12 protein-coding genes, 3 tRNA genes and 1 riboswitch are annotated in these 16,442 nt (G+C 36.3%); of the genes, 9 read left to right on the forward strand and 6 right to left on the reverse strand.

All coding sequences use genetic code 11. From position 1 onward, the window contains the following. Positions 1-19: 19 nt before the first annotated feature. Positions 20-2,620 (reverse strand): putative LPS assembly protein LptD, encoded by a 2,601-nt coding sequence (locus G9C87_RS20440; RefSeq protein ID WP_172284611.1) that lies wholly within the window; start codon positions 2,618-2,620, stop codon positions 20-22. Positions 2,621-2,673: 53 nt separating this feature from the next. On the opposite strand from G9C87_RS20440, the gene G9C87_RS20445 reads away from it, so the two are divergent. The 9 genes from G9C87_RS20445 to G9C87_RS20485 all read left to right on the forward strand — a co-directional run bounded on the left by G9C87_RS20445 (position 2,674) and on the right by G9C87_RS20485 (position 8,165). Beyond that, positions 2,674-3,966 carry an N-acetylmuramoyl-L-alanine amidase gene (locus G9C87_RS20445; protein ID WP_172284613.1) on the forward strand — a complete coding sequence of 431 codons (1,293 nt, stop codon included), beginning with the start codon at positions 2,674-2,676 and terminating at the stop codon, positions 3,964-3,966. 58 nt (positions 3,967-4,024) lie between these two features. After that, positions 4,025-4,099, forward strand: a tRNA-Glu gene (locus G9C87_RS20450). Positions 4,100-4,110: 11 nt separating this feature from the next. Then, positions 4,111-4,431: a hypothetical protein gene (locus G9C87_RS20455; protein ID WP_172284615.1), complete on the forward strand. Its 321-nt coding sequence runs from the start codon at positions 4,111-4,113 to the stop codon at positions 4,429-4,431. A 67-nt stretch (positions 4,432-4,498) separates the two neighbouring features. Next, positions 4,499-4,753, forward strand: a complete 255-nt coding sequence (rpsT, locus tag G9C87_RS20460; RefSeq protein WP_172284617.1) for a 30S ribosomal protein S20 — start codon at positions 4,499-4,501, stop codon at positions 4,751-4,753. Positions 4,754-4,764: 11 nt separating this feature from the next. After that, positions 4,765-4,836, forward strand: a tRNA-Glu gene (locus G9C87_RS20465). A 70-nt stretch (positions 4,837-4,906) separates the two neighbouring features. Beyond that, a tRNA-Glu gene (locus tag G9C87_RS20470) sits at positions 4,907-4,978 on the forward strand. Between the two features lie 145 nt (positions 4,979-5,123). Then, on the forward strand, positions 5,124-5,783 hold the full coding sequence (locus tag G9C87_RS20475; protein WP_172284619.1) for a FadR/GntR family transcriptional regulator: 660 nt from the start codon (positions 5,124-5,126) through the stop codon (positions 5,781-5,783). A 65-nt stretch (positions 5,784-5,848) separates the two neighbouring features. Beyond that, positions 5,849-7,057, forward strand: a complete 1,209-nt coding sequence (locus G9C87_RS20480) for an MFS transporter (protein ID WP_172284621.1) — start codon at positions 5,849-5,851, stop codon at positions 7,055-7,057. Positions 7,058-7,373: 316 nt separating this feature from the next. Next, the gene (locus G9C87_RS20485) at positions 7,374-8,165 is read left to right on the forward strand and encodes a T9SS type A sorting domain-containing protein (RefSeq protein WP_172284623.1); all 792 of its coding nucleotides are present in this window, start codon (positions 7,374-7,376) and stop codon (positions 8,163-8,165) included. A gap of 254 nt (positions 8,166-8,419) precedes the next feature. Here the strand turns inward: G9C87_RS20485 and G9C87_RS20490 are convergent, their stop codons facing one another. The 5 genes from G9C87_RS20490 to G9C87_RS20510 form a co-directional block, all read right to left on the reverse strand. Then, positions 8,420-10,693, reverse strand: coding sequence for a DUF5074 domain-containing protein (locus G9C87_RS20490; protein WP_172284625.1), 2,274 nt, complete (start codon positions 10,691-10,693; stop codon positions 8,420-8,422). Positions 10,694-10,718: 25 nt separating this feature from the next. Further along, a complete protein-coding gene (locus G9C87_RS20495) occupies positions 10,719-11,912 on the reverse strand; it encodes a cell surface protein (protein ID WP_172284627.1) in 1,194 nt (397 codons plus the stop codon). Positions 11,913-11,925: 13 nt separating this feature from the next. Beyond that, the gene (locus G9C87_RS20500) at positions 11,926-13,062 is read right to left on the reverse strand and encodes a YncE family protein (RefSeq protein WP_172284629.1); all 1,137 of its coding nucleotides are present in this window, start codon (positions 13,060-13,062) and stop codon (positions 11,926-11,928) included. Further along, positions 13,059-15,086 (reverse strand): TonB-dependent receptor plug domain-containing protein, encoded by a 2,028-nt coding sequence (locus G9C87_RS20505; RefSeq protein WP_172284631.1) that lies wholly within the window; start codon positions 15,084-15,086, stop codon positions 13,059-13,061. Before G9C87_RS20505 ends, G9C87_RS20500 begins: the two co-directional genes overlap by 4 nt. Positions 15,087-15,197: 111 nt before the next feature. Continuing rightward, a riboswitch (cobalamin riboswitch) is annotated at positions 15,198-15,382 on the reverse strand. 100 nt (positions 15,383-15,482) lie between these two features. Then, entirely contained in the window at positions 15,483-16,436 is a 954-nt protein-coding gene (locus tag G9C87_RS20510) for a transporter (protein WP_172284633.1), read from the reverse strand. Between the last annotated feature and the right edge of the window lie 6 nt (positions 16,437-16,442).

Below are 16,442 nucleotides of genomic sequence, written 5' to 3' on the forward strand. Positions count from 1 at the left end.
CTCAAAACTCCACCTTATATTAGAAAGGTGCATTCGGTTGGGTAAAACTTCTATCCTTATATTTAAGTGCATCACTCAGAATATTAGCTTTTATCCCTATAAAAAAGTCATATACCTTATATTGTCCGAAAGGAACCCAGTTAAAATTAATCGTAAAACTTCGCTGATCCCTGGAGAACCCTATCCTTGTATATGCCAGCTGTTTGGTGATCATATCATAGTGTGTACTCCCGTTAATGTTCCAATAAGGAGTAAGCTTAATACTTCCATCCAATCCTACTGAAGCAATTTTCGTCCCAAATCTGGATAAGTTTTTGGAATAAGCGTAGTTTGCATTAACATTCAAAGTCCATGCCTGATCAAAATGAGCATAATGATCATCATCGAAATAATAATTTTCATTTCTTATTTCTCCTTTAGACTGGTATTTTTTAGCATAATCTGTTTTAGCTCCAAAGATCTCACTGCTTAAAGGATATGACACCTGAATATTGAACCCCTGTACACTAAATCCCCCAAAACGTTCAGTCCTGATACCAGTATCTGATCCCGGAACAAAAAGAATTTTATATGGATCTAATGACAGGCTGGTATTAACACTTAATTTATTCTCAAAAAATGAAGATTGTCCGTTAATTGAGAAAATTGACCATGGATGATCTTTAGCAGCAAAATTATAACTTCCGGAAAGATTTAATGATTCGAAGATTTTTATTTTCTTCACTCCTGTAGAGTCTTTCTTAGATTTTACCTTCATTTCAATGTTATTCCCTATATTAAAACCTAATGATCCTTGCATACCACTTGTAGGCGATCCTACAATCCCACCGTCAAAAATAGAATAAGGAGTTAAAGCCCCGTTGGCATCATAATAATTCTTATAGTACCCGAATCCAGGTTTTCCGAAGTCAGGAGAATAAGTGAATCCGATACTTGGGGTCATCATATGCCTGATGGCTTCTATTGCAGATCCTTTTTTGAAATTAAGCATTCCGTATAATGTAGTCTGTAAACTCGCCGTACTTGAAAAATAAGAATATCCTGCAATCTGCTTATTCACCTGGTCTACCACTTTATTGGAATTGTTGCTTAAAGGATCATAATATCTGGTAAGGGTCTTTGTTGTCAGGGCATTATTAATTGTAGTTCCTAAACTGAAGGTAAAATATTTAGCAACGGTGGTATTCGTCCCTAAAGTAATATTATTCGTAAGACCAGTTTGAAGCTTATCCCACATAGCCTTAGTAAATAGCTCCCCTTCGTTTGTTGTCACAAAGTTTGTTAAATTTAATCCGGTATTTACCGTAATATTTTCCAGAAGACCTTGTCTTACTCCGGTTTTTGATTTAAATAAATAAAACTGATTGATTGCAACGTTCATTTGCGGCAAACGAAGATCTGCCAATCCGGTAGCAAAGTTCTGTGAATACGATGCCGTTGCCGTAACAGTAGCAGGAAGTTTTAAGAACCTTTTAGTCACAGTAACCGTCGAGTTCTGCTGGGTATTCAATACGTTCTGATTGAATATATAGTTATTGTTGATGGTATTATTATAGAATTTATTACTTACGATATCTACCGATGCAGAAAATGTAAGAAACGGATTTGCTTTTGTATCCTGCGTATGCCTCCAGGCAATCCTGTATGTACTGCTTCTTGAATAATCATCCAATCCTTTAATTCCTCTGATGGTCGTTCCTATATCAGCGGTGAAATTCCCCGAATACCTGTATTTCTTTACATAGTTCATTTCCGGTCTCACGTTCCAGCTTCCTTTCGTATAAATGTCAGCAAGGACTTTCATGTCAAAATGGTCTCCAATGGGCTGATAATATCCGATGCCATTCAGGAAAAACCCTACATCCTGTCTTTCCCCGAAACTGGGGATCAGGATACCGGCAGACCTTTTACTGGAAAACGGTAAAATAGCAAACGGCATAATTAGAGGTGTAGGCACCTGCTCTATATACATTTGTATCGGTCCTGTAATAATCTGGGATTTTTCTTTAGTTTTTACCAGTTTGATATTGGAAGCGAGCAAATGGTAATCTGCAGCTGTATCTTTTTTCTTCAGGAAATACTCATCTGTAGTATATAATGCGTGTCTCATTGCAAAAACAGAATCATTATACTTTTTCGTTTTATTGGCAATGATTACCCCTTCGCTTTCTTCCGTTCGTGCATTATAGGCAATCGCCTGTCTTGTCTTATAATTATAATTGAACTGATCCGTCTCATACTTTTTCCCGGCCTGGGTAGTAAGTACAGGTTCTATAATCTTCTTTCCTAAAGAATCCTGCTTTCCACGGGCATAGATCAGATTTTTCTGCTCATCAATAGAAATATAATCCGCATCAATCTGCATATCCTGATATTTTACCTGAGCTTTTTGGTTCAGGTATATCATTTTTTTAGGGAAATCTCTCCGGATATTATCCGCTTTTGTCATAAGAACATCATCTAATGATTCCTTCTTTGCAACAATGGTATCCTTTTTGGAAATAGTATCATTAATTACCGTATTTTTAGGCAATTTTTCAGGGGTTTTCTGTGCTAAAAAATTGTTAAAAATTAGGATAATTAAAATTTGTAATATATTTTTGAGGACGGTTTTGGCCAATTTTATTGTATGTAATTAAGGCTCAAAATTAATATAATTTTTAAAACTGTAAGATGTACAAACAAAAATTTAAAATAATTTTATCATTTATCCTCATTCTTTTGAGCCAATTTATTTTTTCACAAAAAAAATTTACGATCGTTTTAGATGCAGGACATGGAGGCAGTGATTCAGGGGCGAAGAGGACTTATAGTGATATTGGACTTCTTGCTGAAAAAGATGTAACCCTTTCAGTTGTCCTAAAATTAGGAAGGATGCTTGAAAAAAATAAAGACTTTAAAGTAATCTATACCCGCAAATTTGACGAATATCCTTCTCTTTCCGACAGAACCAATCTCGCGAACAGAAGCAAAGCCGACCTTTTTATCTCGGTACACTGTAACTCGGCACAAAGATCTTCAGCTTACGGAACGGAAACGTATGTACAGGGACCCGACCAAAATGACACCAACCTGGAAGTTGCCAAAAGGGAAAATGATGTGATCTTTCTTGATGAAAAAGACAGACAGACCTTTGGTTCCTATGATGCCAGCTCTCCGGAATCTCTGATTGCATTAAAGCTTCAGCAAAGCAAATACCTGGAATCTAGCTTATTATTCGGTGGATTGGTAGAAGATAACTTTGTAAATAAAGACAAAAGATTTTCAAGAGGTGTTTTCCAAAAAAACCTGCACGTTCTTCGTATGAATGCAATGCCTTCAGTACTTATTGAGACCGGATTTATCAATCATGCAGAAGAAAGTCACTATTTAGCCTCGGACAGAGGACAGGAAGAGATTGCGGAAAGTATCTATCAGGCGATTATCGATTATAAAAAAGCAATTGACAGAAAGTCAGGAGGTCCTTCTATGATCGCAACCAAAAAGCCTGAACCAGAAAAACCTGTAGAAGTTGCATTGAAAAATGATTTCAGGATCCTGCTAATGAGCTCCCCTACTAAATACAATGATGGAGATCCTGCTCTTAAAGGATTGAATTACATTCTTCCTATCAAAGAAAACGGACTGTACAAATATTATTATGGAGTAACGAATATGGCTTCCGTAAAAGATATTAACCTTAGAACAGCCAAAGATGCCGGCTTCAAAAATGCATTTGCCGTAGGATTTATGCCTAACCAAAAACTAAGTACCGGATACTATACGATAGAGGTATATGTAGGAGATAAATTAAACGGTAACTCATTTATTCTCCAGACCCTGAAAGACGTGGAAAGGAATAAAGAAAGTGGAGTTTTCTACTACACTTATGGAAAAGTATACACATTGGAAGATGCTGTGAAAATCCAGAAAGAGCTTGAGACAAAGGGCATTAAGAATACTATCATACAAAAAGTTTACAGATAGTGTAAAAAATAATTTTGAAGTTAAGAAGTTAATTATTACTTTTGCAACCTCAAAATTTGGCCTATTCGTCTAGTGGTTAGGACTCAAGATTTTCATTCTTGCAACAGGGGTTCGATTCCCCTATAGGCTACCAAATTTGATATCATGCCGGATTTAAAAATTCAAGAAGCAACATTGCTTTTTAAGAAGATCCACTCTAACCCAAAAAGTTACGACTTGAAAGTTAATGAAGATGGGATAATAGGCAGAGATGACAAGATAAGTTTCAGACTTTACAGGTATGGAGAGAGGGTAGCCTTTGAAGTAACTATAGATGGACTAACTTTCACCAATACTACTGGAGAATGGAACAACGCAATGATAATGTTGGGAAATATTATCAAGAAAATAGATAAGGAACAAGAAAATTTTAAAATAGAACAAGCAATAGACAAACTGAGAAAATATTTATCTGAAGAAAATTGAAATTATTTAAAAATAAATTTGGCAGATAAAAAAAAAGTTTTTACTTTTGCACTCACATTTGAACGATATGGCAAATCATAAATCAGCATTAAAGAGAATTAGACAAAACGAAGTTAGAAAAGTTCGTAACAGATACTACCACAAAACTGCTAGAACAGCAATGAAGGTTTTGAGAAATGAAGAAGACAAAGCTGCTGCTGTAGAGCAATTGCCAAAGGTTATCTCTTTGTTGGATAAATTAGCTAAGAAAAATATTATCCACAAAAACAAGGCTGCTAACTTGAAAAGTAAATTAACTAAGCACGTTAATAAATTAGCGTAATACGGATAGTTGGCCCGTTCGTCTATCGGTTAGGACCTCAGATTTTCATTCTGGTAAGAGGGGTTCGATTCCCCTACGGGCTACTAATAAGAGTTGTAAACTTATAAAAACAAAAAATCTAACACATTAAGACATCTTAGTGTAATGGTAGATGGCCCGTTCGTCTATCGGTTAGGACCTCAGATTTTCATTCTGGTAAGAGGGGTTCGATTCCCCTACGGGCTACAAAAGCTGCAAACATTGTTTGCAGCTTTTTGTTTTATAGTCCCTCTCATTCATAAAGACGGGATTTTTAAAAATTTATTTATATATCTCTTTGCCTTATATACTATAAGTTCTATCTTTGCAATCATCAGATGATAAGATGTATATGACACAGATCCAAAAAAAGACATTAGCTCAGGAAGTTGCAGAAAGACTCACAGAAGGAATACTCAATGAGACTTATTCAATCGGTGATCAGCTACCTACGGAGCCGGAACTGATGAAAGTATATGGTGTCGGACGCTCGAGTATTCGCGAGGCTATTAAAATACTATCCATTAAAGGTGTATTAAGTGTACAGCAAGGTGTAGGTACATTTGTGGTTTCAAAAAATGTCCAGGAATCTCTGGAAATCCAGATGAGCAATGCAGAAATTGAAGAAGTAGAAGAAGTACGATCCCTGCTGGAGTCAAAAGTTGCCGCAAAAGCAGCTCTCAATCATACAGAAGCCCAACTGAAAACCATAAAAGAATATCTGGATCTGAGAAATAAGTTTGCGGAAGAAAATATGGCACTCGAATGTTACCAGGCTGATATCAATTTCCATTTATCCATAGCGGAAGCGTGTGGAAATAAACTCCTGAAAGAAATTTATAAAATAGCGAGCAGACAAGTCCTCAGAGTCTTTGAAAGCAGCCATAAAAACAATACTGAAGCATTCAGGATCTCACAGAAATTGCATGCGGAACTCTATGAATATATTAAGAACAGAGATGCGGCTAATGCGGCTCTTGTTGCTGAAAAAATAATTCACAAACTATTATAAAAAAAGATTTTCTATTAACAACTCAAAATTCATCAGATGACAAGATGAATTAAAACTATTACTTTATGAACACTGTACAGACAAAAACAATTGACACCCATAAGATTGTTTATCCCATTCTCTTTATGATCAGCTTTTCTCATTTTTTAAATGACCTGATCCAATCTACAATTCCTTCCTTATATCCCATTCTAAAGGGAGAGTTTAAGCTGTCATTTTCCCAGATTGGCATTATTACCCTGGTGTTCCAGCTTACCGCATCTATTCTACAGCCCTTTGTTGGTATATACACAGACAAAAAACCTAATCCAAGGTCACTGGCTATAGGTATGGCGCTTTCCATGGCAGGATTATTACTCCTTGCGGCAGCACATGAGTACTATGTTATTCTCATTTCAGTTGCACTCATCGGAATGGGATCTTCCGTTTTTCACCCTGAGGCTTCACGGGTTGCCCAATTGGCTTCCGGTGGCCAGAAAGGGCTGGCACAATCTATATTTCAGGTGGGAGGAAACTCGGGAAGTGCAATTGGTCCCTTATTAGTTGCACTTATAGTCCTTCCCTTAGGGCAGGGTTATGTGGGACTATTTGCTATAGCTGCTTTCATTGGTATTATCGTTTTATGGAGAATAGGAAACTGGTATGCTGAAAGGTTATCCATAAGAAAGACGGTAAAACATTCAGATATGGTCGTACACATAAATCTTTCAAGAAAAAAAGTAATATTTTCGATTACTATCCTTTTGGCTCTGGTATTTTCCAAATATATTTATCTGGCATCAATGACCAATTACTTCACATTTTTCCTTATTGATAAGTTTCATATTTCAGTAAAGGACTCCCAGCTGTATTTGTTCATGTTCCTTGCAGCAGTTGCAGTAGGAACGATCCTTGGTGGCAAACTGGGTGATAAATACGGCAGAAAGAAAATAATCTGGATTTCTATCTTGGGTGCTGCTCCTTTCACTCTTTGTCTTCCTTATCTTTCTTTGATGTGGACAGTTATTTTTGCAATTCTTATCGGATTGATCATTGCATCCGCTTTCTCTGCTATTCTGGTATATGCTACCGATCTTATGCCGGATAAAATCGGATTGGTAGCCGGGTTGTTTTTCGGATTCATGTTTGGAATGGGAGGTATAGGATCTGCTGTTTTGGGAGCAGTAGCAGATGACACCAGTATAGAATATGTATTTAAAATATGCGCTTTCTTACCTCTTATGGGTATCATTACCGCATTTTTGCCTAATATAAAAGGAACAAAAAAACACTGATTATAATTATAAATTTGGCAAATGTAATCCCCCTTTATACATGGTAAAGGGGAATTATTTTTAATCTCATTTTCAATAGATTATACATTAAGCCATCGTTAATTCTTAATGAATTTTTTCCACTATAGGTAGAATTAAAATACATAATACAATATTTGACATCCCTTTATAGATAAGGGATTACTTCATTTTCAACGACTTGCTTAGGTTAAGAAAAAATTAAAAATCATTATTAAATCACATAAATATGAAATAAATGCATTATCGTAACCTTTTTTTTTGTAATTTTAAAATTCTAAAAACTAATTTCTAACATATGAAAACAAATCTATTCGCAGGCCAAAGCATGACGAAAAAAGTAGTCTTGGCTTCCTTACTATTGTTCCTAATGAACACAATGTCTTTTGCACAACTTAACAAAGTGTACGCAAGCAGTCAAACAAACCGGGCATATGGTATCTGTGTTGCCTGTTTTGTACAAAATCCAGAAAACGCAGTAGGCAGTAATGAAAACGACTACTCTACCCTACTTGTTCCTATTGGATTATTGGGAAGAACAGAACAGACTCTGATTTTCCCTACGTCCAATATCCTTGCTGATACGAATAAACTTGTCATTGGTGTTGGTACAGATCAATCTATTCTTACTGCACAATTAATAGGTGGATTATCTGTAGAGACATTTCTTGGCGATGTTTCCAATAATGATTATATGAACATCTTTGATGATGTGCTTAAGTTGGGTGGTACAGATGCTAGTAGAGGAGCTCTTGAACTTACTATGAACAAACCCTTCGACCGAGTGAAAATAAGCCTTAACTCAGGATTGCTTAACCTTAATGGAGGTTTCCGTATTTATTACGCTTATCAGTACAAAGATCCACACATCAGCTTAATGGCATACAGCAAGAATGGTCAGGTTACCCTTGATGGAAATGTACCTTTCGAAGGATCTGACGTTGCTTTAATCAATACATCAGGAAAAGAAGTGTATCGTTCAAAACTAAAATCAAAAACGTTTGAATCTACACTACCGGAAGGAGTTTATATTATGACCCTTACAACAAAAGAAGGAAAAATATACTCTCGTAAAATCATGATTAAATAAAAAAACATGTAATAACAACATGTGAAAAATACGGCAGGCTTTTAGCCTGCCGTATTTATTTGTAATCAATTTAGAATAATGACGATCATTGTGCCACTGAATATTTTCAACTCTACGAGAGTAAGCATTCGGGTAATCAGTTAAAAACAGATATATATAATCTGTTTCATGATATCTTACAAAAGCCCTTAATCTATATAAAAACCCTCTATCATGTGATAGAGGGTTTAATTTATAAACTATTCTTTAAGAATTTAATTCTTAATAAATTTTTGTTGATAAACTGCCTTATCAGTAACCACCTTTAGAATATAGATCCCCTTAGTAAGAGTGCTTACATTGATTTGTCCATTACTGAACTGAGTAGGAATAATTTTTCCGGAAGCATCATATACCACCGTATTCAATACTTTATCCTGAGTTTTAATATTAAGAACATCTGTCGCAGGATTAGGATAAATTCCCAATTCAAGCTTTCTAACGTCTGCTGTTCCTAATGTAGACAAATTAGCATTTACTACAAGTGATTTTTCCACAAGCTTTCCATTTGAATTAAAGCTTATAACAACTGTAGAAGTTCCCGTACTTTGTGGTGTTAATACTAACTCATCATTTGTATTAATCACAGCATTTACAACTCCTGAATTACTATTGGACTTTACAGTTTTTACAATAGCTAACGAAAGGTTATCAGCATCAGAAACCACTGTTTTAAGGTCGATGGTAGTCGTACTGTTCACTGTAGTTTGTGATGGGAATGTACTTTGTACAACTGGAGCAATAGTATCCGGGAATACGGTAACCGCAGGAAACCAATAATAATCATTTAATATTTTAGTATTGGTAAGAGCTCCTGTACTACTGAATGTATGTACCCAGTTTTTCTGATAGTGTGCTCCATAACCACTTTCTGTTGTATTCAAAATCAAATCATCCGTAACAGGATTTACACGCAAAGCAGCTCCATAAGGAATCTGCTTGTAAGTTCCCGTTTGTCCTGGAATCGCTGCAAAGCTTTCGTTAAATGTTTTATTGGTAACATCAAATTTCACAATCTGGCTACCTGAAGAGAATGCATTGATTGAGTTGATCCAGTACAACGCATTTTGTTTGGTACTATATGTCAATCTTCCGGCATACCATGCTCCCCAGTCTCCAATGTATTTAGTGGTAGGAATAGCATAATCTGTTGTTACAAAAGTAGTAGGATGGATATTCACCAATTTCTGTTGCTGAATCGCCCAAACACTTCCATCTTTAGCCTGTACAATTGAATAAAATGCACCTGCAATAGTCTGAACAACAGCGTTGGTATTCGGGTTGATCACAAGAATTCCCCCGTTTTGTGTCACAGCAAATACATATTGTGATGTACGAATCATATTCCCAATCTGGCCTTTACCATTAGTTTCGGGCACTAAAGTTCCAACCTGCAAATTATCAATATCAAATAAAAAGATTCCGGTAGTGGTCCCAATATATCCCTTATGTTCATTGACACCCAGGAAAAACCTTCCGTCTCCTCCTCCAATAGTATTAAATCCAGCGATCTTTTGCATGGTAGTGGCATTCGCTACAACAAGTCTCCCTCCAGGTGTATATTGTGTATCACCCCCATCAGCAGCCTGTTTCGAAATAAAGTAAAACTTATCACCATAGATCGTTCCATACTGTGTAGTAGCTCCGAATGCTTCATTATTATTTTTGTCACTATATATCCTATAGTTGATCTGTCCATTATTATTTACAAAATTAACAGAGCCATTGGTATGTCCGTACCAATCTTCATTCACCATAAAATAACCATCTGTAAAAGTTGCCGGTGAAGCATAAGCCGATACTGGTGTTAATGTTGTAGAAATCGGCTGATCAACCATTCCCGGATAAAAATTCCAAAGATCCCATGCTCCGTTTTCTAAAGTACGGCTGCTGGCACCTAAACTAGAATATCCGAAATCGGCATCTGTAGGATTCTTCACCCAATAAGACCAGTATCCGGTAGTCCAGCCAGACTTCCAGTGATCATTAGCCGCATCTATCGCTGTATAATCATCGAAATCATATGCTGTCGTATTGATGATACCATTTAAAGGATACAATGGATATGTTACATTGTTATTCTTGTATAATCCATTGGTCCCTTGTCCGTTCAGATCAAAACCAAGTCCTCCGATCGCTGTTCCGAAAGTAGTTCCCTGATACAGCAAAGAATAAAAACGGTGGTCCGCTTTAGCAATGGCCTTTAGCATATCCTCTCCTGTAGCATTTCCATCCCACTTAAATCCCCAAACTAAAGCATCAGGATTTTTTCCATCATTCCATTGGACAACAAAAGCCGCCTTTTTAGAACCCGTCCCCACCCAGTACTGAATATCAGAAAAACTGGTTACGGTAGTTGTTGTTTTCAGCCCATTTTTATGTACTGAATTTTGTTTGATGTCATTTCGGGGCACGCCCTGAACTGTGACCTGTGCATTCGTGAAAAATGCAAAGAATAACAGTAAAGTTAAAAGATAGATCTTTTTCATTTTTAAATAAATTTATTGTTGAATTTTATTTTATGTATAAATCGTATGCTCCTGCTACTTCCGTAGACACTTCTCCCAGCCAGCCTGCTTCCTGATTGATTCCCGTGTGCACTTTTACAAAATCGATCCCCGGAAGCTTTACATATTTCCCGCTCTTATCTACGGCCCAGGAAATATCAATATTGGATGCCTCATCATTATTCGGAGCGTTATCCGCGTATCCAAAGTCATATGATTTACCAATCCAATAAGACCCATTTCCACTCTGATCGTAAAAATTGTTTTGTAATCTAGTTCCTGACAAGCTGTAAGAAGCATCAGAAATCCATAAAGGGAAGTAGCTGTGATCATGGAACCCGTTCTTGGTTTTAAATCCGGTATTTCCCTGATTATCCTGCCATTTAATATATTCGATATCAGTTTGCCATGGCTCACTTCCGGGAACAGGAAGTTTAGTTTCATTGGGTTTGAAATAAGTGATGCTGTAATTCTTTACGGTTGTATTTTTAAAATATTCACTTCCAGCAATTTCGTACCACTCATTATCATCAGGTTTCCCGTTTTTATTTCTGTCATAAGCCACCATAATAATTCCCGGCTCACAAGAACCCGAACGTGGATCGTTAGCATTATTTCCCCAGAAAGCATTTCCAAGAATCTTAAAATCCCGGCCGTTCATATTTGGAATCGTATGATCAAACCCAAAAACAACATAGCCCCCGAATCCTCCTAAACTGATCATTGTGGAATTTGAGCCGATTAAAGATTCCCTGGCTTTTTGCAACATAGTATTGGCAGTATTTCCAGCAAGATATTCAGGAATTTCATTGGTAAACTGTCCTATTGCAGGTCGGAAATCCAGTACACTGGCAATATATTTACTGTAGGAACCCGGCTCCTTATTTACAATAATGGTAGATTGATATGTTTTCACATTTCCATTTTGTTCTATTTTCAGTGTCAGTGGATATGTCTTCGCGTAAGGGCTGATAAAATCGAGTTCGGATCCTTCAGAAATAATGGAATCTTTAATACTCCAGGTGAGTTTGCCAGGAACATTTGCGGGAATATTCAGTACCTTAAAACGATTGATCGTATAAGACTCTTCCAATCCCTTAAATGAAAACTCTTCATCTCTGTCACTTTTACATCCTGATATTCCGGTTAAAAGAAATATAACCAGTACAGCAGGTATTATTTTTAAAATTTTTCTGTCCATATCTAAGATTCAGTTATTTATATAAAAAGGTAAAGTGAGCCGGAATATTCCCTCCTTCCGTTTTCCATTTAAAATGACCACTTTTATTAAAGCAATAAACAAATCCCGTGGATACATAATTCCTCGCATCGGTAATATAAATATCCTCAGTAATGGGATTTACAGCAATTCCATAAGGAGCCTTGATTGCATCTGCATATTCCTGATCGATAATTTTATCAGAAATCACCTGTTCGGTCTTTACATCAATAATTCCAAAAGTTTTAGTGTAAGAATGGGTATTATAATTGAATTCATTTCCATAGTAATAAAGCTTATCATTCACAATGGTCATTTCACTCACTGCGAGATGAAAATCTTTTTTCACAGTTCCGGTTGCTGCATCAACGAGGAATAAACTTGATGGTACATTGTAATAATCTCCTCTTGAGCTTACATACAAATCCCCGTAATTATCCTTTTTAAGGCGGTGAAGGTTGATTGCAACATTTATTTTTTTACTTTCTGTAAATGTATTGAGATCGATCACAGAAACAGTTTTATCATAATTTGGAACCATATACCCTCCTGAATTAGCTACAAAAAGCTGGTTTCCCACAATCTCAATTTCTTCAGGCTGATATCCTACGGTAACTTGTCTTTGAATGGCAAGGGAAGTCGTATCAATCTCCACAACTTTTCCTTTAGGAGAATTAGGATTGATATCAACAGGCCCAGCGTAACTGCTGGCATAGGCTTTTCCATCTTTGAATTTAATGTACCTGCAGTTTTGTAACTGGATTGTTTTGATTCGCTTTGCTGTTTTTGCATCCAGCACTTCGATTTTATTGGATACATTCACCACAACATACAATTTACCTCCGTAAATCTGAATATCATTTCCCACATCGCCTAATTCTTTGACAACATTGGGATTAATTTCTGCATAAATATTCCTTCTGTAGTTTCCTGTTGTATAATCAAAAAAATCAAGTGTGCATTTATTGCTCCCCATATTTCCTTCATTCAAAACATAAAAACCTTTGATTGCAGTATTTTCCGGTTGTGTAAGACCCGTCTCAACTTCTTCTTTCGGAGTGTATTCATCTGTTCTGCATGACAGTAGTGAAAACGCAATGAATAAGAACACGTAATAGCTTATTTTTTTCATAATGTATAGCTTACAATAAGTTTAAAATTTCTTCCTGGCATTGGATAGTTCCTTACCACATCATAGTGCTGATTCAAAGTATTATTGACCTCAAAGCTTACCTTGAACTGGTGAGAATACCAGTTAAACCTTTTCTGAATCGATAAATCGTGCGTATACCAGGGTTTGATGAGATTATATTCAATATTGTTTTGTTGTGCATCATAACGTTTCCCCGTATACATAAAGCTATAATTAAAGCTCCACTCCTTATAATCAGCCATCAAAGTAAAAGTTCCTGAATGCCACGGCACATAAGGAATCTGATCTCCATAATATGACTCTCCTTTTTCAGTAAAATCGCGTGCACTTTGGTAGGTATAGCTCAACAATGGTTTCAATATTACTTTCCCAAGGTCCAGCTCAGCCTGTATATTCACATCTGATCCTATGATCTGAACATCTCCAAGATTCGTCATCATCCATCTGAAAAGATTGGTTGTGGGCACTGCAATGATCTTATTTTCCACTTTGTTATAATACCCGTCTGCCTTGAAGTAAATACTTTTCAGAACCTGATGGTTATAAGTCTTCTGATAAGTAAAACCTACGTCATATTGATTGGTAAATTCAGGTTTAAGAAAAACATTCCCGATCATGGTATAGTACAGGTCATTGAAAGTCGGCATTCTAAAAATCCTTTTATAAAATGCTCTCACAGTTAAATTCTTAAAGGCCAGTGGCTGGTAACTCAAAAATGCAGAGGGTGTCCATTCACTCTTATCCGGCGACTTGGAATTACGTTCAACATTCTCCCGAATAAAAGTGCCTAAAACACTTCCAAGAAATTTAAACCGGTTCCATTGGTAAGTGGTTGCAAAAGCAACCAATGAGGTATAACGCGTGGGAAATGAGAAAAGCTTAAGATCGGAATCCAGATTATTATACTGGAAATCAACATTAGCACTAACATCCCAGTTTGGTGTAATTGAGTAAATATTGGAAGATGATAAATATAATTCTCTCTGGATATATGTATTATCTGTTTTTAAAGCTGTTTCAGCTACATTTACCGTATCCATATACCGGGTATAGTCGTAGGCAAATTTAGCTTTGAGCTGAGTCTCAAATTTTGGAAATATTTTTTTCCTCAGGTGAGCCTGAACAAAATAATTTCTATCAAGTAATTTTTGTCCTTTCGGATTAAAACCATTATTCACAATTGCTGAGGGAATCCCACGATCTGAAATATATCCGTAGCCCCGGACATTCCAGTCTCCATTATTCAGATTTCCCTGCAGGCTGGTCTCAAATCTTTTGGCAGTAATATAAGAATCATATCTTGTTGCAATTGTATCATTGGCTATAGTACCATCGGGGCGTTTTTTCTGGTATTTGTATTTATATTGTCCGTCACTCTGTATAAATTCGGAGCTGAAACTTGCGGAAATTTTATCTGAAAGCTTTTGCTCCAATCGAAATGACGGGTTGAAAAGATCGATTGAGCTGTTTTTTATTCTAAGTACAAGATTCGTTTTTTTATTTCCGGAAAAATAAGGAGTCTTGGGTTGGAGATAAATTGAGCCGGAAGATCCAAAATCTTTTGCAGGCTGAAAGATCTCACTTTTCTGTCCGTTGTATAATGAAATTTCTCCGATATCATCCAGCGAAAACTTTCCCAGATCGATAACCCCGTTTTGTGCATTTCCCAATTGAATTCCATCATAGAAAACACCGACATGCTGGCTACCCATGCTTCGGATATTAACCGTTTTCAATCCGCCAATTCCACCATAATCCTTGATCTGTACTCCCGAAAAATAGCGTAATGCATCGGCTACGGACTGGCTGTTCAACCTTTCCAGCTGTTCTCCTGAAAGAGTTTGAGCGGGAAGAATTTCTTTAAAATCTTTTTTATAAATGGTAACCGGAAGGATCCCTTTTTCCTTTATACTATCTCTTGACTGAGAAAAATAAAGCTGGTTAATTAGCACAAGGATTGTGATAATTATTTTTTTAGTTGTAAAAGTAAATTTCGGTTCCATTAGCTCATTGAAAATAATCTTGACACTAATGGATATAAGAAAGCAGCAATAACATTGTACAGCCATAGCTGCACAGAAGCATTGTTGTCCTTAGCTTTATTCCACGAAAGCATCAAACTTTAATCTTCTGGCAGGTCTTCTGACTTACTCCATTTTTGAAATCCTTCCCATTAAAAACAGTGGATATATACATCAAAAATTTTGGTTTAGAGTTTACAGCAGCGGGTCTGTTCCGGATTTACACCGGATTCCCTTTTAAAAGCCTTTTACAGCTCACCAGATTCCGGCAAAGATAGAAAATTCTTCTTAGAAACAATATTATACTTAATAAAATGATTTTCAACAGAATAAAAACAAACATTCCGTTACATGAGTAACGGAATGTTCATTTGATTTTTATATCCCAAAGTTAATAAACACACTGAATCTGGATTTAGCTTCAATGTTTCCACCGGCCAGATTTGAATAGGCCGGAAGCATCAGTTCACTACCCAGGCTCCATTTACTATAAGAAAGTTCAAAACCTAATTTTCCATATAAAGCACTTCCGGCAGTATCCGGTAAGGCTTCATCAAATTGCTTATTCCTATCATATACTTCTCCCTGTAATCCGGCTTTCCCGGAAAAGATCATTTTTTTGTCTGCATGAAACTGATAAAATCCGGTAGCTGCATAGTTCCATTGGTTTCCAAACTGATAATACTTCTTATTTTCACCTTTAACAGTATAATCCGTATTAACAATTACCGCAACTTTGTTCTTTTGGTATTTATAGTTCACAACCATCTGATAATCCCAGCTTCCTGTTCCCAATTGGAAACTCGGATTCACTCCCGTAATTCCTTTTTCATCAAATCTTCCTAACGGAACTTTTATTCCTAATCCTCCATTTAATTGGTGAGATGCATCTTTAGAATTGATCAGCTGATAAATACCCATTATATTCAGATCCCCTATTCCATTAATTCTGATGTCTCCCTGCATTGTTTTTTTTTCATGAAACTGAAAAGGGAGACTCCCGTAAACACTCAGCTTTTTCGTAATGGGAACTTTTCCCCATAACTGGATGGTATTGAAGTACTGATCCTGGGTGAGATCATTCACAAAAAGGTTTTCTTTGGCTTTATAATGCTGTGCAAAATATTTTATTCCTATAAATTGAGGATTAAGCAAAGACTCAAATCCTGATGATCCATTTCCTGCAGCACAGCCACAAGCATCACAATCATCATCAAAAAATTTGCTGGGGTTAAAACTATTTTCAGGAATATACAAACTGTCTCTTATGGGTTCTGCATAGGCTATTTGGCATAAAAATAAACCCAATACTATTAAAAAAATGTTTTTCATGTTTGA

It is taken from the genome of Chryseobacterium sp. LAM-KRS1, assembly GCF_013184525.1.
Taxonomy (GTDB): domain Bacteria; phylum Bacteroidota; class Bacteroidia; order Flavobacteriales; family Weeksellaceae; genus Chryseobacterium; species Chryseobacterium proteolyticum.